Source organism: Xanthomonas sp. 3058 (assembly GCF_014199765.1).
Taxonomy (GTDB): Bacteria; Pseudomonadota; Gammaproteobacteria; order Xanthomonadales; family Xanthomonadaceae; genus Xanthomonas; species Xanthomonas campestris_B.
Map to the genome: position 1 here is coordinate 1 of NZ_JACHOF010000002.1, position 25,108 is coordinate 25,108.

General features: G+C 68.7%; 2 protein-coding genes (1 of these 2 cut by a window edge). Both read left to right on the top strand.

What is annotated here, in order from left to right; all coding sequences use genetic code 11:
- The coding region (locus GGR61_RS04195; RefSeq protein ID WP_184620562.1) for a non-ribosomal peptide synthetase at positions 1-4,097 on the top strand (4,097 nt) is incomplete at its 5' end.
- Positions 4,094-25,108, top strand: partial view of a non-ribosomal peptide synthase/polyketide synthase gene (locus GGR61_RS04200; RefSeq protein ID WP_184620563.1) — the 5' portion only. The gene runs 17,313 nt beyond the window's last position; the window shows 21,015 of its 38,328 coding nt (coding positions 1-21,015); it begins with the start codon at positions 4,094-4,096; its stop codon lies beyond the right edge, outside the window. The genes GGR61_RS04195 and GGR61_RS04200, both read left to right, overlap by 4 nt.

The following is a 25,108-nucleotide window of genomic DNA, read 5'->3' on the forward strand; positions in this document are numbered from 1 at the left end:
AGGCGGTGTTCGCCACCCTGCTGTTCGGACGCATGCATGCCAGCGCCGGCGTGGACCGCGTGCTCGGCATGTTCCTCAACACCTTGCCGATCCGCTTGGACACTGCGCGCGGCAGCGTGCTGGACGCGCTGCGTCACACCCAGCTCAGCCTGGCCCAGTTGCTGCATCACGAACATGCCCCGCTCGCGCTGGCCCAGCGCTGCAGCCCGCTGGACCCGTCCACACCGCTGCTCAACGCCTTGCTCAACTACCGCTATGCCGGCGGCAGCGCTGTGCTGGACGAGAACCTGCCACACCACGATCTGCTGCAAGAGGTGCAGCAGTTGGGTGGCCAGGAGCGCACCCACTATCCGCTGGTCGTGTCGGTCAACGACGAACAGGCCAGCGGCGGATTTTCACTGGACCTGCAGTGCGTGCAGCAAATCGGCGCCGAACGCATCGCGGCGATGCTGCTGCAGACCGTGCACATGCTGGTCCAGGCACTGGAGCAAGCACCACAGACCGCCTTGCACGCACTGGATCTGCTGCCGGAAAACGAACGCATGCAGCTGCAGCACTTCAACGCCACCGCCGTCGATCTCGCCGCTAGCGGCTACCTGCACCGGCAGATCGAAGTGCAAGCGCAACGCACGCCGAAGGCCATCGCCCTGGTCGACGGCGAGGGTGAACTGAGCTACGCCGCGCTCGACGCATGCGCCAACCAGCTCGCCCATCACCTGATCGCGCTGGGCGTGGCGCCCGAACAGTGCGTGGCCGTCTGCCTGCCGCGCGGTATCGACCTGGTCGTCGTCCTGCTGGCGGTTCTCAAGGCGGGCGCCGCGTTTTTGCCGCTGGATCCGGATGCGCCACCCGCCCGCCTGGACGGCATGCTCGCCGACGCGCACCCCGCTGTGTTGCTCGCCCGTCGCGACACCGCCGCGCCGCTGGCCCTACGCGACGATCTGCATAGCCTGTTGTTGGATGCCGACCAGGCTTCCTGGAATGACCGGCCCACGCACGCCCCCATCGTGTCGGCGTTGCATCCGCAGCATCCGGCCTACGTCCTCTACACCTCCGGTTCCACCGGACAGCCGAAGGGCGTGGTCATCCCCCATGCTGGCATCGACAACCGCCTGGCATGGGGACAACGGGTGCTGGACCTGCAACCCACGCAGACCGTGCTGCAGAAAACCCCGATCGGCTTCGACGTGTCGGTCTGGGAACTGTTCTGGCCGTTGCGCGTCGGCGCGCGCCTGGTGCTGGCCCAGCCCGATGGCCACAAGGACCCGGTCTATCTGATCGGACTGATCGAGCAGGCAAGCATCGACACCGTGCACTTCGTCCCGTCGATGCTGCGGGTGTTCCTGGAGGCCTTGCCGGAAGGCGCTTGCGCCAGCCTGCAGCGCATCGTCTGCAGCGGCGAAGCCTTGCCGGCGGACCTGGTCCGCACCGTCCACGAACGTTTGCCACAGGCCCGCCTGTACAACCTCTACGGCCCGACCGAAGCCTCGGTGGAGGTCAGCGTCTGGGAATGCACCGACGCCGATGTCAGCAGCGTGCCGATCGGCCGACCGATCGCCAACACCCGCCTGCACGTGCTCGATGCGCATCGCCGGCTGGCCCCGATCGGCGTAACCGGCGAACTGCAGATCGCTGGCGTGCAACTGGCGCGCGGCTATCTGGGCCATCCCGACCTGACCGCCGAACGCTTCGTGCCCGACCCGTTCGCCGACCAGCCCGGCCAGCGCATGTACCGCACCGGCGATCTGGCCCGCTGGCGCGCCGACGGCGCGCTGGACTACCTCGGCCGCAATGACGATCAGATCAAGCTGCGCGGCGTGCGTATCGAGCTGGGCGAAATCGAAACCGCCCTGCGCGGCTGCGCCGGCGTGCGCGAGGCGACCGTGCTGCTACGCCAGGACACCGCCGGCGAGCCGCGCCTGGTCGCCTACCTGGTCACCGACCAGCCCGAACACGCCGATCCGCTGGCACTGCGCGACACGCTTGCCGCAGGATTGTCCGAGGTGATGCTGCCGACCGCCTATGTGCGGCTGGATGCACTGCCGCTGAGCACCAACGGCAAGCTCGATCGCCGCGCACTGCCGGCGCCGGACGCAACGGCAATGATCTGCGGTCAGTATCTGCCGCCGGCCAATGCAATCGAGCGCAGCCTGGCCAAGCTGTGGGCCAGCGTGCTGGGGCCGCAGCGCATCGGTCGCGACGATCACTTCTTCGAACTGGGCGGTCACTCGCTGTCGGCCCTGCGCTTGATGACTGCGGCCAATCGCCTCGGCCTGCCACTGACGCTGAATCTGGTGTACGCGCATCCCACCTTGCGCATGCAGGCCGACAGCCTGCTCGGCGGCGCGCATCGCTGGGGCACCCGCGCCCTGGCCGCGCGCCGCCAAGGCACACGGCCACCGTTGTTCGTGGTACCCACCGGCGTCGGCGATATCGCATATGCGTTCGAACTGGCGGCCCATCTCGATACGGACATCCCGGTCTATGCACTGCCCTGGCCCGATCCGTTACCGGCCACATTGGAGGCACTGGCCGCGCAGATGGTCGAGCTGATCCAGGCGGTGCAGCCGCAGGGCCCCTATCACCTGCTCGGCTACTCCTCCGGCGGCCTGCTCGCCTACGCCATCGCCCAGCACTTCGGCCTGCACGACCAGCCCATCGCCTTCCTGGGCCTGCTCGATTGCGACTGCCCCGACCGCGCACCGGATCCTTTGCCATTGGAGGAGGCGACCAAACAGCGTCTGCTCGATCGCGTCGAGACCATGCTGGAACATGGCGCTTATCGCGATGACGCCATCCATGCCGCCTGCCGCGATCTGCTCGCGAAAGCGGAGCAGGCATCGCTGCAGGAACTGGCCGAACATGCGGCCGAGGATGCGGTCCTGAACGCGCTGGCCGCGCAGGAACAGACCAGCCTGGCCGAGGTGATCGCCACGGCCCGCATGACCGCGGCGTTCGCACGCATGTGGCCCACCTATTGGGTGCAGGCGCTTGCGCCGCAGTGCCCACTCACCGTGTTGCATGCCTCCGAGCCGTTGCCCGACGAGGTGACGCTGGGCTGGACACGCGTCTTGCCGGCGGGCCAGGTGCGAACGATTGCGGTGCCCGGCAATCATGTCTCGTTGATCGAAGCCGAACATCTGCCACGCCTCGGCCAGATCGTCTCCACGGCCATGGCCTGGCGCGGTCCCGAAGCCTCCAGACACCGCGACGAACCGGCCTTCGCGCTGCAATCGGCGCATTCGCATGCCCCGGTCGTCGTCTGCGTCCCCGGTGCTGGCGATAGCGTGACCAGCTTCGTCGATCTGAGCAGCGCCCTCGGCGAGGCCTGCAACGTCATCGGCATGCAACCGCGCGGCACCGATGGCTGCCAGCTGCCATTCGGCTCGGTCGAACTGGCCGCGCAGCGCTATCTCGATGCCTTGCCCGCGATCACGGCCGGGGGCTCGCCACTGCATCTGATCGGCCATTCGTTCGGCGGCTGGGTCGTGTACGAGATGGCGCTGCGTCTGCATGCCCTTGGCCGCCCGGCCGCCAGCCTGACCCTGATCGATACCCGGCCCCCGAACCAGGCCCGCGTGCCGCACGACGCCAGCCGCGACACCATCGTGGACTACTTCCTCGATGCCTTGCAGCTGCGCCTGCACACCCCCTTGGAGATCGACCGGCAGACCCTGCACCGACTCGGCCAGGATGCGCTGCTCCAGGCGCTGCACCAACTCATGGTCAAGCACCGCCTGATGCCGCCACGCTCGCGGCCCGATTCGCTGCGCGGCAGTCTGGCCACCTTCGCGCATTGCTGCCGTACCGCCTACATTCCCGCCAGGCCCTACCCCGGCACCTTGCATCTGGTGCTGGTCGCCGATACCCGGCTGGACCCGGAGCAACAGGCCACCGAGCGCCTGCGGCTGCGCCAGGCCTGGGCCGCCCACGCCGCCGACCTGCATCCCTGGCACGGGCCCGGCAACCACATGAGCGTGCTCGCCAAACCGCATAGCCAAATCTTGGCGCAGTGGTGGACCTCCAGCGTGCGCGACAACGCACGTCCATCTGACCCCCATGCGCCCCTCCCGCCGGGCACGACGGTGAGTGCATGAGCCCTTTCGATCTCGCTCCGGCTGCCAGAGACGCCGTGTACCCACTCAGTTCGACCCAGCAGGCCATCTGGCTCGGTCAGCTGTTCGCACCGGACCAGCCCAGCTACACCATCGGCTGCGTGATGACCTGCGATGGCAGCGTGCGTCGCGCTGTCTGGGAACAGGCAGTCGCGGCAGTGATCGCTCGCCACGACGCGCTGCGCATGGTGCTGGTCGAAGGCTCGCCCTTGCCGAGCCAACGGGTGCTGGAGCAGCTGCCCTTCGCGCTGCCCTGGCACGATTATTCGGCCGACGCCGATGGCGAGCAGCGCGTGCGCGAGCACATCCAGCAGGCGCTGACACGCTCGTTCGCGCACTATGGCCAACCGTTGTGGGACATCCAGTGGTTGCAGGCCACCGCCACCCGCGGCTATTGCGTGTATCTGTGCCACCACATCGTCCTCGATGGCGTCTCGCTGGGAATGCTGTCCCAGCAGGTGGTCGATTGCTACAACCAGCGCCTGCGCGGCGAGCCCGACCAACCGCCTGCCCCCTCCTACCTGCAAGCGCTCGACGCCGATCTGGCGTATATCGACTCAAAGCGTTACCAACGCGACCTGGACTACTGGCGCCAGGCACTGCGTGCGCGGCCGGAGCCGCTATATCCCAGCCCAAACGCCGCCCTCGGCCGCCAGCCGATCGTGCAACGCAGTTGTACGTTGCAGCCGGACCTCTTCCCGGCCTTGAATGCGCTGGCCGAGCGTCTGGATGGCTCGTTCACCACACTGATCGTCGCCTGTGTGACCAGCTGCCTGGCGCGCCTGAACGACCACCAGGCGCCGCTTGCCCTCGGCCTGACCGTCCACAATCGCCACAACGCCGCCGAACGCGCCATGTTCGGCATGCTGTCCACGCAACTGCCGCTCTACCTTGCGGTACCGCCGCACGCGGATATCGCCGCGGCCATGCGTGGCGTGGCCAGCGCGCTGCGCCCGGCCATGCGCCATGCACGCCTGCCCCTGCAACATGCGCTGCGCGAGCTGGGCGAGGCCGGACAGCAGGCACCACGGCCTTTCGACATCAGCGTCTCGGTCGAAGACTTCACCGCCTTCTGCGACGTCCAGATCGAGGGCGGCATGCGCACCATGATGCCGCTGCACGGCGACTACGAAGACGCTGCGCTGGGCATCGTGGTCTGGCGCTACAACGCCGCCTGTCCCACCACCATCCTGTTCAACATCGACCCGCAGCGCGTGCCGTTGCCGCTGGCCGAACGCATCCTGGCCGCGTTTCGGCACATGCTGCTGGCCTTGCTGGAAGCGCCGCACGTGCCGCTGAGCCAACTGCCGCTGCTGTCTGCGGACCAATCCGCCCAGCTGCAAGGCTTCAACGCGACCAGGATCGACCTGGGCGACAGCGCCTGTGTGCACCACCGGATCCAGGCGCAGGCGCAACGCACGCCGCAGGCCATCGCCCTGGTCGACGATGCGCTCGCACTGAGCTACGCCGATCTCGACGCGCGTGCCAACCAGCTCGCCCATCACCTGATCGCCCTGGGCGTGGATCCGGACGTGCGTGTCGCGGTCTGCCTGCCGCGCGGCGTCGATCTGGTCGTCGCCTTGCTGGCCGTGCTCAAGGCCGGCGGCGCCTATGTGCCGCTGGACCCGGTCTATCCGCCCGCACGTCTGGACTTCATGCTCCAGGACAGCGCGCCGCGCTGCCTGCTCACCCACACCGCGCTGGCCGATCTGCTGCCGGGCAATCAGCTTGTGCGCGTCTGCATGGACGATACCGCCAGTTGGGCGATGCACCCCGCGCACACTCCGGCGACGCAGGACGTCAGCCCGCAGCACCTGGCGTATGTCATCTACACCTCCGGCTCCACCGGACACCCCAAGGGCGTGATGATTTCGCATCATGCGCTCAGCCAGTTCCTGGCCGCGCTGCACACCCAGGTGCCGCTGTCGCCCGAGGACCGTCTGTTGGCGGTCACCACTGTCTGCTTCGATATCGCCGGCCTGGAACTGTTCGCCCCGTTGGTCCATGGAGCGCGCGTGGTCATCGCCGGCGACCAGGCGATCCAGGATCCGGCCTACTGGTCGCAATTACTGGACCGGCATGCCATCTCGGTGCTGCAGGCCACCCCGGCGTTCTGGCAGATGCTGCTGGACGCCGGCTGGCAGAGCCGTCCGGGCCTGCGCCTGCTCTGCGGCGGGGAAGCCTTGAGCCAGGAACTCGCGCAGCGCCTGCGTGCCGGCGGCGGCCAGTTGTGCAACCTGTACGGACCGACCGAGGCCACCATCTGGGCCAGCCTGCACCCGGTGCTTGGCGACGACACCGGCAGCGTCGTGCCGCTGGGCCGGCCGCTGGCCAATACCCAGCTGTGGGTGCTCGACACCTCTCACCAGTTGGTCCCGCTGGGCGTGGCCGGCGAGCTGTATATCGCCGGTCCGCAACTGGCGCGCGGCTATCTCGCCCGCCCGGACCTGACCGCCGAGCGCTTCGTGCCCGACCCGTTCGCCGAGCGGCCGGGCGAGCGCATGTACAAGACCGGCGACCTGGCGCGCTGGCGCGCCGACGGCGTGCTGGAGTATCTCGGCCGCAACGACGCGCAGGTCAAGATCCGCGGCTTCCGCATCGAACTGGGCGAGATCGAAGCGGCCTTGCGCGCCTGCGATGGCGTGCGCCAGGCGGCGGTGGTCATGCGCGAGGATAGCCCCGGCGACAAGCGCCTGGCCGCCTACGTGGTCGGCGACACCGATGCCGCCTTTCATGCCGACGCATTGCGCACCCAGCTCGGCGCCCGTCTGCCCGACTACATGCTGCCAGCGGCCTATGTGCCGCTCGCTGCGCTGCCGCTCACCGCCAATGGCAAACTCGATCGCCGCGCCCTGCCCGCACCGGACGTGCAAGCGTTCGACGCGCAGGCCTACCAACCGCCGGAAGGCGAACGCGAAATCCTGCTGGCTGCGTTGTGGAGCGAACTGCTCGGTATCGAGCGGGTCGGCCGCCACGACAGCTTCTTCGCGCTGGGCGGACATTCGCTGCTCGGCGTGCAACTGGTCTCGCGCCTCCGCAGCGCGCTGGGCCTGGAACTGCCCCTGGCTGCGCTGTTCGCCCACCCGCGCCTGGCCGAGCTGGCCCAGGCTCTGGACCACGCGGCGGCCAGCAAACTGCCGGCCATCGTGCCGGTGCCGCGCACAGGCAAACTGCCGCTGTCCTTCGCCCAGCAGCGGCTGTGGTTCCTGGCCCAGTTCGACAGCCGTGCCGCCCTGGCGTACCTGATGCCCGGCGGGGTCGATCTGCACGGCGAACTGCACCTGACCGCACTACGCCAGGCGCTGGATCGCATCGTCGCGCGCCATGAAGCACTGCGCACCACCTTCGTTGCCGGCGACGACGGCGCCACGCAGGTCATCGCACCGCCGGAGATCGGCTTTGCGCTGGACTGCATCGATCTGCGCCAGGCCGCCGATCCTGAGGCCGAGGCCCGCCACCATGCCGAACGCGAGGCCGGCACCGCCTTCGATCTGGCACATGGCCCGCTGATCCGCGGCCGCCTGCTGCGCCTGGCCGAGCATGAGCATCGTCTGCTGGTCACCGTGCACCACCTGGTCGCCGACGGCTGGTCGATCGGCGTGCTGCTGCAGGAACTCGGCGCGCTCTACACCGCCTTCGTGCAAGGCCAGCCCGATCCGCTGCCGCCGCTGCCGCTCCACTACCCCGACTACACCCTGTGGCAGCGCCGCTGGCTCGATGGCCCGCTGCTGCAACGCCAGTTGGCCTTCTGGTGCGACCATCTGCGGGAGGCACCCGCACTGCTGGAACTGCCCAGCGACCGCCCGCGTCCAGCCGAACAGGACTACGTCGGCGACGCGCTGCCGGTGCGCTTGGATGCAGCACTGACCCAGGCGCTGATCGCCCTGAGCCAGCGCCACGGCACCACGCTGTTCATGGCTATGCTCGCCGCCTGGGGCGTGCTGCTGGCGCGTCTGGCCGGCCAGGACCAGGTAGTCATCGGCGTCCCGATCGCCCACCGCACCCGCGCCGAGACCGAGCCGCTGATCGGCCTGTTCGTCAACACCCAGGCCCTGCATATCGACCTGCGTGGGCATCTCTCGGTCGCTGCATTGCTGGCCCAGGTCCGCGCCACCGCGCTGGCCGCACAGGACCATCAGGATCTGCCCTTCGAGCAGCTCATCGAAGCACTGCACCCCGTGCGCAGCCTGGCTCATTCCCCCGTGTTCCAGGTCATGTTCACCTGGCAGAACACGCCCCGGATGGATCTCGCGCTGCCCGACCTGCACAGCCAGGTCACGCTCGGGCCGGCCCACGATGCCAAGTACGATCTGGACCTGGATCTGCGCCTGGAAGACGGGTGCATCGTCGGCAGCCTGCGCTTCGCCACCGCGCTGTTCGACCCGGCCACCATCCAGCGTCAGCTCGACAGCCTGGCCGTGCTGCTGGCGGACATGGCCCGCGACGACCAGGCACGCGTGGCCGGGCTGGCATTGCTGCCGCACGCCCAGCGCCAGCAGTTGCAGACGTTCAATCCCGGCGACACCGCCGCGACCGACCACCGCTACCTGCAGCACTGGTTCGCCCAGCAAGCGGCGGCGACACCGGACGCCATCGCCCTGGTCTGCGGCGATACCGAACTCAGTTACCGCCAGCTCGACCGGCAAGCCAACCAGCTGGCGCACCGGCTGATCGCGCAGGGCGCGCGCCCCGACAGCTGCGTGGCGCTGTGCCTGCGAAGCGGCATCGCGCAACTGGTCGCCGTGCTGGCCGTGCTCAAGGCCGGCGCCGCGTATCTGCCGCTGGAGTCCAGCCAACCGGTCGAGCGCCTGGCCGTGGTGCTGGCCGATGCTCGCCCGTCCCTGCTGATCGTCCACGACGCCGACAGCGCTGGCTGGGCAGTGGATCCGGCGATACCGGTGCTGGCCATCGCCGCCGAGCAGGCCGCCGCCGCGGCCTGGCCGGACCACCCGCCGGTCCTGCCGCCGCTGCATCCGCAACAGCTGGCCTATGTGATCTACACCTCCGGCTCCAGCGGCCGGCCCAAGGGCGTGATGGTCTCGCACCAGGGACTGGTCACGCGCCTGCAGGCCTTGATCGCCACCTATGGGCTGGGCCCGCAGGACCGCGTGCTGCAATTCGCCACGCTGGCCTTCGACGCCTCGGTCGAGGAACTCTTCGGCGCCCTGTGCAGCGGCGCCAGCCTGGTGCTGCGCGACGACACCTGGCTCGACACCGAGCAGTTCTGGCCGAAGTGTGCGCAGGCCGGCATCAGCGTCGTCGATCTGCCGACACGCTTCTGGGCGCAGCTGTGCGCGCAGTCGCTGCAGATCCCCGACGGCGTGCGCCAGGTCATCATCGGCGGTGAAGCGCTGACGCCGGCCATGCGGCAACGCTGGCTGCAGGGCGCACGCACACCGCTGCTGGATACCTACGGCCCGACCGAAGCCATCGTGGTGGCAACCACCCAATCCGTCGCTGCCGACACATCGAGCGGCATCGGCCGTCCGCTCGCAGGCACGCAGGCGCATGTGTTGGATCGCCACGCTCAGCCGCTGCCGATCGGCGCGCGCGGCGAACTGCATCTGGCCGGCGCAGCGCTGGCACGCGGCTACCTGGGCCGCCCCGACCTGACCGCCGAACGCTTCGTCCCCGACCCGTTCGCCGACCAGCCCGGCCAGCGCATGTACAAGACCGGCGATCTGGCCTGCTGGCGTGCCGACGGCAGCTTGGGCTTCCTCGGCCGCAGCGACCGTCAACTCAAACTGCGCGGCTTCCGCATCGAACCCGGCGAGATCGAAGCGGCGTTGCTGGCCTGCGGAGGCATCGACGATGCGCTGGTGCTGGCGCGCGAGGATCAGCCGGGCGAACCGCGCCTGGTGGCCTACATCGCGGCCGAACGGATCGACACCGAGGCAGTGCGCGACCACCTGCGTGCGCGCCTGCCGGACTACATGCTGCCGGCTGCCTACGTGCGCCTGGATGCCCTGCCGCTGACACCCAGCGGCAAGCTGGACCACCGTGCATTGCCGGCACCGCAAGGCGAAGACCTCGGACAGCGGCCGTACGAGGCACCCGATGGTCCGCTCGAGCAAACGCTGGCCGCGCTGTGGTGCGAGTTGCTCGGCATTGAACGCGTCGGCCGCCACGACAGTTTCTTCGCCCTGGGCGGGCATTCGTTGCTGGCCGTGCGCCTGGTCTCGCGCATCCGCAGCACGCTGGGGCTGGAACTGACCCTGGCCGCGCTGTTCGCCCAGCCACGCCTGGCCGAGATGGCCCAGGCCCTGTCCAGCGCCGCCGCCAGCACCCTGCCGGCTATCGTGGCGCTGCCGCGTCCCGCAGCGCTACCGCTGTCCTTTGCCCAGCAACGGCTGTGGTTCCTGGCCCAGCTCGACGCCCGCGCCGATCTGGCCTATCTGCTGGCCGGCGGGGTGAACCTGCACGGCGAACTGGATCTGCCCGCGCTGCAACGGGCGCTGGATCGCATCGTCGCCCGTCACGAAGCGCTGCGCACCAGCTTCGCCTCCAGCGACGACGGCGCTACGCAGCTCATCGCACCGCCGGACATCGGCTTTGCGCTGCACTGCATCGATCTGCGTCAGTCAGCAGATCCGTACGCCGATGCCCAACGCCATGCCGAACAGGAGGCCAGCACCGCCTTCGATCTGGAACACGGCCCGCTGATCCGTGGTCGCCTGTTGCGTCTGGGCGAGCACGCACATCGCCTGCTCGTGACCATGCACCACATCGTCACCGATGGCTGGTCGATCGGCCTGTTGCTGCGGGAGCTCGGCGCCCTTTACGCCGCCTTCGTTCAGAACCAGTCCGACCCGCTGCCGCCGCTGCCGATTCAATACGCCGACTACGCGCTGTGGCAGCGTCGCTGGCTCGAAGGCCCGCTGCTGCAGCGTCAGCTCAGCTTCTGGCGCGCGCATCTGCACGGCGCCCCGGCGCTGCTGGAACTGCCCACTGACCGCTCGCGTCCTGCGCTGCAGGACTATCGCGGCGACAGCATCGAAATCGCCCTCGATGCGGAACTCACCAGCGCCTTGCGCGCCTTGAGCCAGCGTCACGGCAGCACCGTCTTTATGACCGTGCTGGCGGCCTGGTCGGTGCTGCTGTCACGCCTGTCTGGCCAGGATGAAGTCGTGATCGGCGCGCCGGTGGCCAACCGTACCCGCAGCGAACTGGAAACGCTGATCGGCTTCTTCGTCAACACCCAGGCACTGCGCATCGACCTGCGCGCCGCCCCCTCGGTCGCCGAGCTGCTGGCGCAGGTGCGCCGCACCGCCCTGGCCGCGCAGGACCATCAGGACCTGCCGTTCGAGCAGGTCATCGAAGCGCTCAACCCGGCGCGCAGTCTCAGCCATCACCCCGTCTTCCAGGCCGTGCTGGACTGGCAAGACGCCGCCGAGACCGCGCTGGATCTGCCCGGCGTGCGGATTCGCTCGCTGGAGCAAGGCAACTCCACTGCCAAATTCGATCTGCAATTGACCTTGCAAGCGCAGGACGACCGCATCGCCGGCCAGCTCACTTACGCCACCGCACTGTTCGAGCGCAGCACCATCGAACGCCACCTGGCCCAGTTCGTCACGTTGCTGCGCGGCACGGTCGCCGACGACAGCGCACGCGTCGATCGGCTGCCGCTGCTGAGCGCACCCGAGCGCCAGCAATGGCTGCAGACGCTGGCGCAGACGCAGCGCGTGTTCGCCGACGCTCCCTGTCTGCATACATTGTTCGAACAGCAGGTCGCTCAGGCGCCCCACGCCATCGCCGTGGTGCACGACGACCTCGCGCTCAGCTATACCGACCTCGACGCCCGCGCCAACCAGCTCGCCCATTATCTGATCGCCCACGGCATCGGTCCTGAAGATCGCGTGGCGTTGTATCTGGAGCGCGGCATCGATCTGATCGTAGCCATCCTGGCCGTGCTCAAGGCGGGTGCCGCCTATCTGCCGCTGGACCCGGCCTACCCCGCGCAGCGGCTGGCCTTCATGCTCGACGATGCGCAGCCGCGCCTGCTGCTGGCCCATCGGGCGCTGGCAGCCACGCTGCCAACCGATTCCGAGATCGCCACCGTGCTGCTCGACGCCGATGCCGAAAGCTGGGCACAACAGCCGACACACGCGCCGCAGCGCAGCGACGTGCTGCCGCAACACCCGGCCTACGTCATCTACACCTCCGGCTCCACCGGCACCCCCAAGGGCGTGGTCGTGGCCCATGCCCAGGTCGTGCGCCTGCTGCATGCCACCCGCGCCTGTGTCGCACCCAGCGCCGAGGATGTCTGGACGCTGTTCCACTCCTGCGCCTTCGACTTCTCGGTCTGGGAACTGTGGGGCGCGCTGGCCCACGGCGGACGCCTGGTGGTGGTGCCGCAGCACACCGCACGCGACCCGGTCGCGTTCCATGCCCTGCTCTGCCAGCAGCGCGTGAGCGTGCTCAATCAGACCCCCAGCGCCTTCCAGGCACTGCTCGATGCGCAACGTGAGAGCTCTTTGCAGCACAACCTGCGGATGGTGATCTTCGGCGGCGAAGCGCTGCAACCGGCCACCCTGGCGTCGTGGTTCGCCCAGCACGGTCAGCGCACCGCGCTGATCAACATGTATGGCATCACCGAAACCACTGTGCATGTGACCACGCATGCGCTGACTGCGCAGGATGCGCAACGCGCCGGGCGCAGCCCGATCGGCGTGCCGCTGGCCGACCTGCGTGCCTATGTGCTGGCAAGCGACGGCCAGTGCCTGCCGGTTGGCGTGGCTGGCGAACTGCACGTGGCCGGTGCCGGCCTGGCGCGTGGCTATCTGGGCCGTCCCGGCCTGACAGCCGAGCGCTTCGTGCCCGATCCGTTCGCCGAACAAGCCGGCGAGCGCATGTACCGCACCGGCGACCTGGCGCGTTGGCAGGCCGACGGCAGCCTCGAGTATCTCGGCCGTAACGACGAGCAGGTCAAGATCCGTGGCTTCCGCATCGAACTGGGCGAGATCCAGGCCGCCTTGCGCGGCTGCGATGGCGTGCGCCAGGCAGCAGTCATCGCCCGCGAAGACAACACCGGCGACAAGCGCCTGGTCGCCTATCTGGTCGGCGACACCGATATCACGCTCAACGCCGACACGTTACGCACCCAGCTCGGTGCCCGTCTGCCCGACTACATGTTGCCGGCCGCCTATGTGCAGCTCGATGCGCTGCCGCTGACCGCCAACGGCAAGCTCGATCGCCGTGCCCTGCCGGCACCCGATGCCGACGCACTTGCCGCGCAGGCCTACGTTGCACCGGAAGGCGAGCTGGAACTGCTGCTGGCCGCGCTGTGGAGCGAACTGCTCGGCGTCGAACAAGTCGGTCGCAACGACAGCTTCTTCGCCTTGGGCGGTCACTCGTTGCTGGCGGTGCGGCTGTGCTCGCGGATTCGCAAGCAACTCGGCGTGGAGGTCGTCCTGGCCGACCTGTTCGCGCAGCCGCAGCTAGCCGCACTGGCTGCGCGCGTGGCGCGCACGCAACCCAGCGCGCTGCCGCCGATCGTGCCGGTCCCGCGTACCCAGCCGCTGCCCTTGTCCTTCGCCCAGCAACGCCTGTGGTTCCTGAGCCAGCTCGACCCCACTGCCGGTCTGGCCTACCTCATCGATGTGGGCCTGCGCCTGCACGGCAGGTTGCGGCCGGATGCGCTGCAACGGGCGCTGGACCGCATCGTCGCCCGCCACGAGGCGCTGCGCACGCGTTTCAGCAGCGGCGATGGCATGCCTGTGCAACACATTCTGCCCGCCTGCGACGTCGCGCTGGACTACCACGATCTATCGCAACAGCCCGATCCCGACGCTGCGCTGCGCGAACATGCGCAGCTGGAAGCATCGCGGGCCTTCGATCTGGCAGGCGAATCGCTGATCCGCGGCCGGCTGCTGCGCCTGGCCGAGCACGAACACGTCTTGTTGCTGACCCTGCACCATCTCGTCGCCGACGGTTGGTCCATGCGCATCCTGGTCGAAGAATTGGGCGCCCTGTACACCGCGTTCGCCCAAGGACGTCCCGACCCGTTGGCGCCGCTCGCCCTCCACTACGCCGATGTCGCTGCCTGGCAACGGCAATGGATCGACACCGACACCCTGCAGCGACAACGCGCCTTCTGGCAGGCGCACCTGGAGGGCGCGCCGACACAACTGGCCTTGCCAACCGATCGACCACGGCCGGCCATCCATGACTACCGTGGCGCATCGATCCCTGTCGTGATCGACGCGGACCTGACCGCTGCGCTGAAGACACTGAGCGCACGTCACCGCACCACCTTGTTTATGACGGTACTGGCCGCGTGGGGCATCGTGCTGGCGCGCCTGTCCAATCAGGATCAGGTGGTCATCGGTAGCCCGATCGCCAACCGCAGCCGCAGCGAGTTGGAGCCGCTGATCGGCCTGTTCGTCAACACCCAGGCGCTGCGCATCGACCTGCGCGGCAACCCCTCGGTCGCCGAGTTGCTGGCGCAGGTCCGCGGCACCGCCCTGGCGGCCCAGGACCATCAAGACCTGCCGTTCGAACACGTCATCGAAGCCCTCAACCCGCAGCGCAGCCTGGCGTATCACCCCGTGTTCCAGGCGATGCTGGCCTGGCAGGAGCAACTGGATGCAGCGCTGGATCTGCCGGAGCTGCAGGTTCGCTCGCTGGAGCTAGGCGACGCCAGCGCAAAATTCGATCTGCAACTGACGCTGCAAACACAGGACGCGCGCATCGTCGGTCAGCTCACGTATGCCACTGCTTTGTTCGACCACAGCACCATCGAACGCCACCTGGCCCAGTTCGTGACGCTGCTGCACGGCATGGTCGCCGAACAGAGCATCCGTGTCGGCGCACTGCCGCTATTGCCGGCTAGCGAACGCGCGCAGCTGCAGACGTTCAACGCCACCGATGCCGAGCTGGATGGCAGCGGCTATCTGCATCGCGCCATCGAAGCGCAGGTCCGGCGCACGCCGCAGGCCATTGCCTTGGTCGAAGAAAACATCGCGCTCAGTTACGCCGAGCTGGATATGCGCGCCAACCAGCTCGCGCATCACTTGATCGACCTGGGTGTGACACCCGAGGACCGTGTGGCGGTGTGTCTGCCACGCGGGATCGATCTGGTCGTGGCCCTGCTCGCTGTGCTCAAGGCCGGCGCTGCGTACCTGCCGCTGGATGGCGATGTGCCAGCGGCGCGCCTGGACGGCATGCTCGCCGACGCACGTCCCGGGTTGCTGATTGCCCATCGCGAGACCGCCGCAGTGTTGGCCAAACGCGATGATCTGCACACCGTGCTGTTGGATGCCGAACCGGTTGCGTGGGCCTCGGCTCCCACCCATGCTCCAAAGGTCACGGCGTTGCACCCGCAGCACCCGGCTTACGTCATCTACACCTCCGGCTCCACCGGACAGCCCAAGGGCGTAGTCAACACCCATGCCGGCATCGACAACCGCCTGCAGTGGATGCAGCAGGCATTGCAACTGCTGCCCGAGCAGACCGTGTTGCAGAAAACCCCGGTCGGCTTCGACGTCTCGGTGTGGGAACTGTTCTGGCCGCTGCGCGTGGGCGCACGTCTGGTCCTGGCTCAGCCTGGTGGCCACAAAGACCCGACCTATCTGATCAACCTGATCGAGCAGGCTCGGATCGACACCGTGCACTTTGTGCCCTCGATGCTGCGGGTGTTTATGGACGCCTTGCCGCACGGAGCGTGCCTCACTCTGAAACGCATCATCTGCAGCGGCGAAGCCTTGCCTGCGGATCTGGCCCTGGCAGTCCGCGAGCGCCTGCCACAGGTCCGCCTGTACAACCTCTACGGCCCAACCGAAGCGGCGGTGGATGTCAGCATCTGGGAATGCACCGATGCGGATACCAGCAGCGTGCCCATCGGCCGACCCATCGCCAATACCCGCCTGCACGTGCTCGATGCCCATCGCACACTGGCCCCCATCGGCGTGGCCGGCGAACTGCAGATTGCCGGCGTGCAGCTGGCACGCGGCTATCTGGGCCGACCCGACCTGACCGCCGAACGCTTCGTCCCCGATCCGTTCGCAGAGCAACCCGGCCAGCGCATGTATCGCACGGGCGACCTTGCATGCTGGCGCGCGAACGGCGCGCTGGACTATCTCGGCCGCAACGACGATCAGGTCAAGCTGCGCGGATTCCGCATCGAGCTGGGCGAAATCCAGGCCGCCTTGCGTAGCTGCGACGGCGTGCGCCAGGCCGTGGTCGTCGTGCGCGAAGACAACACCGGCGACAAGCGCCTGGTCGCCTACCCGGTCGGCGACACCGATATCACGCTCAACGCCGACGCGTTGCGCACCCAGCTCGGCGCGCGTCTGCCCGACTACATGTTGCCGGCCGCCTACGTGCAGCTCTATGCACTGCCGTTGACCGCCAACGGCAAACTGGATCGCCGTGCCCTGCCCGCGCCGGACGCCGACGCACTCGCAGTGCAGGCCTACGTCGCACCGCAAGGCGAGCTGGAACTGCTGCTGGCCGCGCTGTGGCGCGAGCTGCTCGGCGTCGAACAAGTCGGCCGCCACGACAGCTTCTTCGCACTCGGCGGCCACTCCCTACTTGGCGTGCGCCTGATCTCGCGCATCCGCAGCACCCTCGGCCTGGAACTGCCGTTGGCCGCACTGTTCGCCCAACCGCGCCTGGCCGATCTGGCCCAGGCACTGGCACACGCCGCGACCAGCACGCTGCCGGCCATCGTGCCGGCCGACCGCAGCGCATCACTGCCGCTATCCTTCGCCCAACACCGCCTGTGGTTCCTGGCCCAGCTCGACGCCCAGGCCGACCTGGCCTACCTGATGCCCAACGGCCTGCGCCTGCACGGCCCGCTCGATCGCCAGGCACTACGCCAGGCGCTGGATCGCATCGTCGCCCGTCACGAGACCTTGCGCACCCGTATCGCCCTGCACAACGACGAACCAGTGCAGATCATCGATGCCGACAGCGCCGGCTTCCGGCTGTCCGAATACGACTTCAGCGCTCATCCTGATCCAGAAGCACAGGCCCAACGCCACGCCCAAGAAGAAACGCTGACTGTCTTCAATCCGGCCAACGACACCTTGGCACGCGGCAGCTTGCTGCGTCTGGCCGACGACGACCATCTGCTGTTGATCACCCTGCATCACCTGATCGCCGATGGTTGGTCCATGGGGTTGCTGGTGCGCGAACTGAGCACCCTCTACACCGCCTTCGCGCAAGGCCTGCCCGATCCCTTGCCGCCGCTGCAACTGCAGTACGCCGATATCGCCGTGTGGCAGCGCCGCTGGATCAGCGGCGAGGTGTTGCAACGCCAGCGCGACTTCTGGATCGAGCACTTGCACGACGCCCCGGCACTGCTGGAATTGCCGACCGATCGCCCCCGTCCGGCACTGCCGGACCACTGCGGCGATACGCTGGAATTTGCCGTGGATACGGAACTGAGCGCGGCCCTGAAAACCTTGAGCCAGCGCCACGGAACCACCGTGTTCATGAGCCTGCTCGCCGCCTGGGGCGTGCTGCTGGCGCGCCTGTCCGGCCAGGACCAGGTCGTCATCGGCACCCCGATGGCCAACCGTCACCGCAGCGAATTCGAACCGCTGATCGGTCTGTTCGCCAACACCCTGGCGCTGCGCATCGACCTGCGCGCCAATCCATCGGTCGCCGAACTGCTGGCCCAGGTCCGCGCCACTGCCCTGAACGCGCAAGCGCACCAGGATCTGCCCTTCGAACAGGTCATCGAAGCGCTCAACCCGGCGCGTAGCCTGTCCCACCATCCGGTGTTCCAGGTGATGTTCGCCTGGCAGAACACGCCCGGCACAGACATCGCCCTGCCTGGACTGGCGCTGCAGCCGATGCAGCAGACGCTGGCAGTGCGCAAGTTCGATCTGGAACTGACGCTCGAAGAGCGGCACACGGGCATCTTCGGCGCCATCGGCTATGCCAGCGCATTGTTCGAACGCAGCACCGTGCAGCGCTTCCTCGCCTGCTTCCTCCAACTGCTTCGGGCCATGAGCACGCAAGACAGCGTCCGTGTGGCCCAGTTGCCCTGGTTGCCCGCAGAGCAACGCGACCAGCTGCTACATGTCTTCAACGCCAACGAGACCATCCAGCCCGCGCCCGCGACCCTGACCCAGGGACTGCACGCACAGGTCCAGCGCACCCCTGCGGCACCCGCACTGATCGACGGCGAGCGCGTGGTCAGCTATGCCGAGTTGCAGGCGCAGGCCACTGTGCTGGCCCAACGGCTGCTCGCCTCCGGCGTCACGCCGGGTGCCTGCGTGGCGCTGCTGCTGCCGCGCTCGGCGCTGTTGGTCGTGGCCGAACTGGCGGTGCTGATGTGCGGCGCCGCCTATGTCGCCCTGGACCCGGCGCAGCCGCAAGCGCGCCTGCGCGCACTGCTGCACGACTGCGCCGCCGCCGCGCTGCTGTGCAACGCCGATAGCCCGCTCGATGAGCTGTCTATTCCTCGTTTGGAGCTGGACTGGGCAGCCCTCGCGGGAGAAGTCGACGCACCGCTCATCAGCGTCACGCCCGGCAGCCTCGCCTATGTCGTCTATACCTCCGGCTCCACCGGCACTCCGAAAGGCGTGGCCGTCTCGCATGCAGCCGTGCTGGCCTTCGCGCTCAGCCAGCAACATGCGCCGTTGCAGCCGCAGGACCGGGTCGCCTTCCTCGCCAATCCTGCCTTCGATGCCAGCACGTTCGAAGTGTGGGCCACGCTGCTGCATGGCGCGGCCATCGTCGTCGTCGATCAGCAGACCCTGCTCGATCCGAGCGCACTGGCGCAGTACCTGAGCGCCAGCGAGGTCAGCATCCTGCATCTGACCGCCGGCCTGTTGCCCGGCTACTGGCAGGCCATGCGTACCTTCCTGCCGGGGTTGCGCTGCCTGCTCACCGGCGGCGACAGCGTCGATGCCGGCACCGTCGCCGCGATCCTCGCCCAGGCCGCACCGCAACGGCTGCTGCATTGTTATGGCCCGACCGAGACCACCACCTTCAGCGTGGTCCACCCGGTCGCGACAGTGGCCGCGGACGCGGCGCGGATTCCGCTCGGCCGGCCATTGCCGGGCAGCCGTGCCTATGTGCTCGACCACCACGGTCAGCCGGTTCCGATCGGCGTGGCCGGCGAACTGCATCTCGCCGGCGCGCAGCTGGCGCAGGGCTATCTGCACCGCCCCGACGTGACCTCCGAACGCTTCGTCCCCGATCCGTTCGCCGCACAAGCCGGCGAGCGCATGTACCGCAGCGGCGACCTGGCGCGCTGGCGCGATGACGGGCTGCTGGAGTTCCTCGGACGCAACGACGATCAAGTCAAGATCCGTGGCTTCCGCATCGAACCGGGCGAGATCGAAGCGGCCTTGCGCGGCTGCGCTGGCGTGCAGGAAGCAGTGGTCGTCGCGCGCAATGACAGCGGCGAAAAACGCCTGGTCGCCTATCTCGTCGGCGACGGGTCGGCGTTGGAACCAGCCAAACTGCGTGCCGACCTCGCCGCGCGTCTGCCCGAGCACATGCTGCCGGCCGCGTACGTGCAGCTGGACGCGCTGCCGCTGACGCGCAACGGCAAGCTCGATCGCGCCGCGCTGCCGGCACCCGACGCGCAGGCACTCGACCTGCACACCTATGTCGCCCCGCAGGGCGATCTCGAACACGTGCTGGCCACGCTATGGAGCGAGCTGCTCGGCGTCGAACAGGTCGGCCGCAACGATGATTTCTTCGCACTCGGCGGTCACTCGCTGCTGGCGGTCAAACTGATCGAACGCCTGCGCCGGCTTGGCTGGCAGCTGGATGTACGCAGTCTGTTCAGCACACCGACCCTGTCGCGCTTGGCAGCAACGTTGGCGGCGGCGTCCGACGTGATCGTCCCGCCCAACCCGATTGGTCCCGACTGCACGCGCATCACCCCCGAGTTGCTGCCGCTGGTCGCGCTGACCCAGCCGGAGATCGATACGGTCCTGGCCAGCGTCGACGGCGGTGCGGCCAACGTGCAGGACATCTATCCGCTGGCGCCGTTGCAGGAAGGCCTGCTGTTCCACCACCTGGCCGATCCGCTCGCCGATCCGTATCTGCATTCGTTCCTGCTCAGCTTTCCGTGCCGCGACCAACTCGATGCGTTCCTCGACGCGCTCGATCAGGTCATCGCCCGCCACGACATCCTGCGCACCGGATTCGTCTGGCAAGGCCTGCCTGCACCGCTGCAGGTGGTCTGGCGCCAGGCCACGCTGGCGCGTCGCCTGCATGTCTTCGACGGACCCGAGCCTGCGGCTCAGTTGCAGGCTTGGATGCATGCGCCGACCGCCGCGCTCAGCCTGCAGCAAGCACCGCTGATCCGCGCCCATCTGGCCCACGACCCGAACGCCGGACGCTGGTTGCTCGGCCTGCAACAGCATCATCTGGTGATGGACCACACCAGCCTGGAACTGGTCATCGAGGAGGTGCGCGCCTACCTGGGCGGGCAGCAGCGGCATCTGCCGGTGCCACTGCCGTTCCGCGATTTCATCGCCAACGCGCGCAATGGAATGTCCGAGCAGGACCACCAGGCCTTCTTCACCACGATGCTTGCCGACATCGATGCGCCCACCGCCCCGTTCGGCGTGCTCGCACCGGTACACGACCCGGAGACCCTGCAGCAGATTCACCGGCCGTTGCCCGCAGCGCTGGCCCAGGCGCTGCGCACCCAGGCACGCCGCTGGGGCGTCAATGTCGCCAGCCTGTTCCACCTGGCCTACGCGGTGCTGCTGGCCCGTACCAGCGGGAGCGACGAGGCGGTGTTCGCCACCATGCTGTCCGGGCGCATGCACGCCAGCGCCGGCGTGGACCGCGTGCTGGGGATGTTCCTCAACACCTTGCCGATCCGCCTGGGTGGCGCACACCACACCGTCCTGGATGCCGTACGCCATACCCAGGTCTGCCTGGCCCGGCTGCTGCAGCACGAACGTGCCCCGCTCGCGCTGGCACAGCGCTGCAGCAACCTGGACCCGGCGCTGCCGCTGCTGTCTGCCCTGCTCAACTACCGCTTTGCCGGCGGCAGCAAGGTGCTGGCGCCTGACGCTCTTCCGAGGCACGATCCCTTGCGCGAGGTGCAGGAAATCGGTGGCCAGGAGCGCACCCACTATCCGCTGGCAGTGTCGGTCAACGACCACGTCGAAGAGGGCGGCTTCTCCCTGGACGTGCAGTGCGTGGCCCGGAGCGGCGCCGAGCGCATCACGGCGATGATGCTGCAGATCGTGCACGCCCTGGTCCAGGCGCTGGAGCAGGCGCCGGATGCCCCGCTGCACGCACTGGAACTGCTGCCCGCAGACCAACGCACGCAATTGCTGCAGCAGTTCAATCGCAGCAGCGCGCCATGGCCGCAGGTGCCCTTGCTGCAGCCGCTGTTCGACGCGCAGTGCCGGCGCAGCCCCGACGCACCGGCCCTGTCCGATGCGCAGTTGCAACTCACCTACGCCCAGCTCGATGTGCGCGCCAACCGCCTGGCCCATCGCCTGATCGCCGCCGGCGTGCGTCCGGATACCCGCGTGGCGCTGTACCTGCCACGCGGCGCCGAGCGCCTGGTCGCCCTGCTGGCCGTGCTCAAGGCAGGCGGTGCCTATGTGCCGCTCGACCCCGATCACCCCACCGAGCGCCTGGCCTTCATGCTCGCCGATGCGCGCGTGCGCGTGGTGCTGACCGACGCCCAGCTGCAGCAGCAACTGCCCGCCAGCCGCGCCCTGCAGCGCACCACCGTGATGCTGCTCGATGCGCCGCTCCCCGCAGCGGACCCGGCCCACGACCATGCGCCGCTCATCGACGGCCTACACCCGGACCACCTGGCCTACGTCATCTACACCTCCGGCTCCACCGGACAGCCCAAGGGCGTCATGGTCAGCCATCGCGGCCTGGTCAACCTGGCGTTGGCCCAGATCGCCGCCTTCGCTGTGCAGCAGGACAGCCGCGTCTTGCAACTGGCCAGCATCGGCTTCGACGCCTGTATTTCCGAACTGTTGATGGCCTGGCTGGCGGGTGCCTGCCTGCACGTCCCGCCCGCCGAGGCGCTGGCCGGACAGGCGCTGCTGGAGGTCATCAACGACCAGCGCATCACCCATCTGACCGTGACCCCGACGGTACTGGCCTCGCTGCCCGCGCAGGCCCGCTGCCCCAGCGTGCAGACCCTGGTGCTGGCCGGCGAGGCGGCCGACGCCGACCTGGCCCGCGACTGGCAGGCGCAGACACGGGTGATCAACGCCTACGGCCCCACCGAGGCCAGCGTCTGCGCCAGCCTGCATCTGGACGGGGTCCAGGACGGCGAGCACCTGCCGATCGGCCGGCCGCTGGCCAACGTGCGCCTGTACGTGCTCGATCCGCGCGGCCGCCCCGCGCCGATCGGCGTGAGTGGCGAACTGCATATCGCCGGCCATGGCCTGGCGCGCGGCTATCTCGGCCGTGCGGACCTGACCGCCGAGCGCTTCGTGCCCGACCCGTTCGCCGAGCGGCCGGGTGAGCGCCTATACCGCACCGGCGACCTGGCACGCTGGCGTGCCGACGGCACGCTGGACTTCCTCGGCCGCAACGACGCGCAGGTCAAGATCCGTGGCGTGCGCATCGAGCTGGGCGAGATCCAGGCCGCCCTGCGGACGTGCCACGGCGTGCGCGAGGCGGTGGTGCTCGCCAGTGCCGACAGCAACGGCGACAACCGCCTGGTCGCCTATCTGGTCGGCGACGCCGAGGTCACGTTCGAGGCCGACGCCGTGCGTACCCAGCTCGGCACCCGCCTGCCCGAGGTCATGCTGCCGACCGCCTATGTGCAGCTGGATGCGCTGCCGCTGACGCCCAACGGCAAGCTCGATCGCCGTGCGCTGCCGGCACCCGATGCCGATGCGCTCGCCGCGCAGGCCTACGTCGCACCGGAAGGCGAACTGGAGATCCTGCTGGCTGCGCTGTGGAGCGAGCTGCTTGGCGTCGAACGGGTCGGCCGCCACGCCAACTTCTTCGCCCTGGGCGGGCACTCGCTGCTGGCGATCAAGCTGATCGAACGCCTGCGCCGGCATGGCTGGGAGCTGCAGGTGCGGGCCCTGTTCGGCGCCACCACCCTGGCCGAGCTGGCCGCCGCGCTGCGTCCCAGCGGTGCGGTGGAGGTGCCGCCCAACCGTATCCCGCCCGACTGCACCCGCATCACCCCCGAGTTGTTGCCGCTGGTCCAGCTGACCCAGGCCGAGATCGACGCGGCCGTGGCCAGCGTCGAAGGCGGCGCGGCCAACGTCCAGGACATCTACCCGCTGGCGCCACTGCAGGAGGGCTTGCTGTTCCATCACCTGGCCAGCCCTCAAGGCGATGCCTACCTCGGCACCAGCGTGCTGGCCTTCGACACCCGACCACGACTGGACGCCTTCGTCGCGGCGCTCAATGCAGTCATCGCCCGCCACGACATCCTGCGTACCGGCTTCACCTGGCAAGGCCTGCGCGAGCCGATGCAGATCGTCTGGCGCCATGCCTCGCTGCCGCTGCACGAACACACCGCCAGCGACTCCGATGCCCTGGCCGCGCTGACGGCCCGCATCGATCCCAGCCACTGCCGGCTCGATGTCACCCAGGCGCCGCTGCTGCGCGGACACATCGCCCAGGACACCGCCCAGGACCGCTGGCTGCTCGGCCTGCAGACCCATCACCTGGTGATCGACCACACCACCCTGGAACTGCTCGTCGAGGAAATCCAGTTGCACCTCGGCGACCGCGCCGAGCAGTTGCCCATCGCATTGCCGTTCCGCGACTTCGTGGCCCAGGCGCGCCTGGGCGTGAGCGAGGACCAGCACCGCGCCTTCTTCACCCGACAACTGGGCGACCTCGATACGCCCACCACGCCATTCGGGCTGCGGGAGGTGCACGGCACTGGCGCGGACATCGAACAAGCCATGCTGCCCCTGCCGGCTCCGCTCTGCGCCGCCGTGCGCCTGCAAGCGCGCCTGTGCGACGTCAGCCCTGCCAGCCTGTTCCATCTGGCCTATGCGCTGGTGCTGGCGCAGGCCAGCGGCCAGGACGACGTGGTGTTCGGCACCGCCCTGTTCGGGCGCATGCACGCCGGCGCAGGCGCGCACCGCGCGCTAGGCATGTTCCTCAACACCCTGCCGATCCGCCTGCGGCGCGACGGCAGCAGCGTGGCCGACGCCGTGCGCCACACCCAGGCGCGGCTGGCCGAGTTGCTGCATCACGAACATGCGCCCTTGGCACTGGCCCAACGCTGCAGCGGCATTGCGCCGCCTGCACCGCTGTTCACCGCATTGTTCAACTACCGCCATGCCGGCGGCAGTTCGGTGCAGGCGGCGGCAACCGAAACGCCGCACGCGGACTGGCGCGGCATCGAGATGCTGGAGGTGCAGGAGCGCAACAACTATCCGCTCACGCTGTCGGTCGACGACATCAGGACGAACGGCGAGTTCGCGCTGATCGTGAAGGTGCACCCGCGCATCGGCGCCGAACGTGTCGCGGCGATGATGCTGCAGGCCATGCAGGCGCTGGTGCAGGCGCTGCAAGATGCCCCGGACACCGCCTTGCACGCCCTGGATCTGCTGCCGCCGGACGAACGCGCCCGATTGGAAGGCTTCACGTCCACCGCGGCCGCGCCGCACCAAACGGACTGCCTCCATCAGCTGTTCCAAGCACAGGTCCGCCGCACCCCACACGCCATCGCGCTACTCGCCGGCGGCAGCGAACTCAGTTATGCCGCGCTTGAGGCCCACGCCAATCAGCTGGCCCACCAGCTCCGTCGCTTGGGTGTCGGGCCAGAACATCGCGTGGCCTTGCATCTGCCGCGTAGCCTCGTGCTGGTGGTGGCGCTGCTGGCCACGCTCAAGGCCGGCGCTGCCTACCTGCCGCTGGACCCGGACCTGCCCGACGAACGCCTGGCCTTCCTGCTCGCCGACAGCGGCGCATGCACGGTGCTGACCTGCGCCGAGCTGCAAGATCGGCTCCCGGCCAGGGACACCATGCCCGACATCGGCGTGCTGTGCCTGGACGCGCTGCCTACGCCCTGCGCCGCAGATCCCGGTGCGCCGAATGTCCCGGGCCTGTGCCCG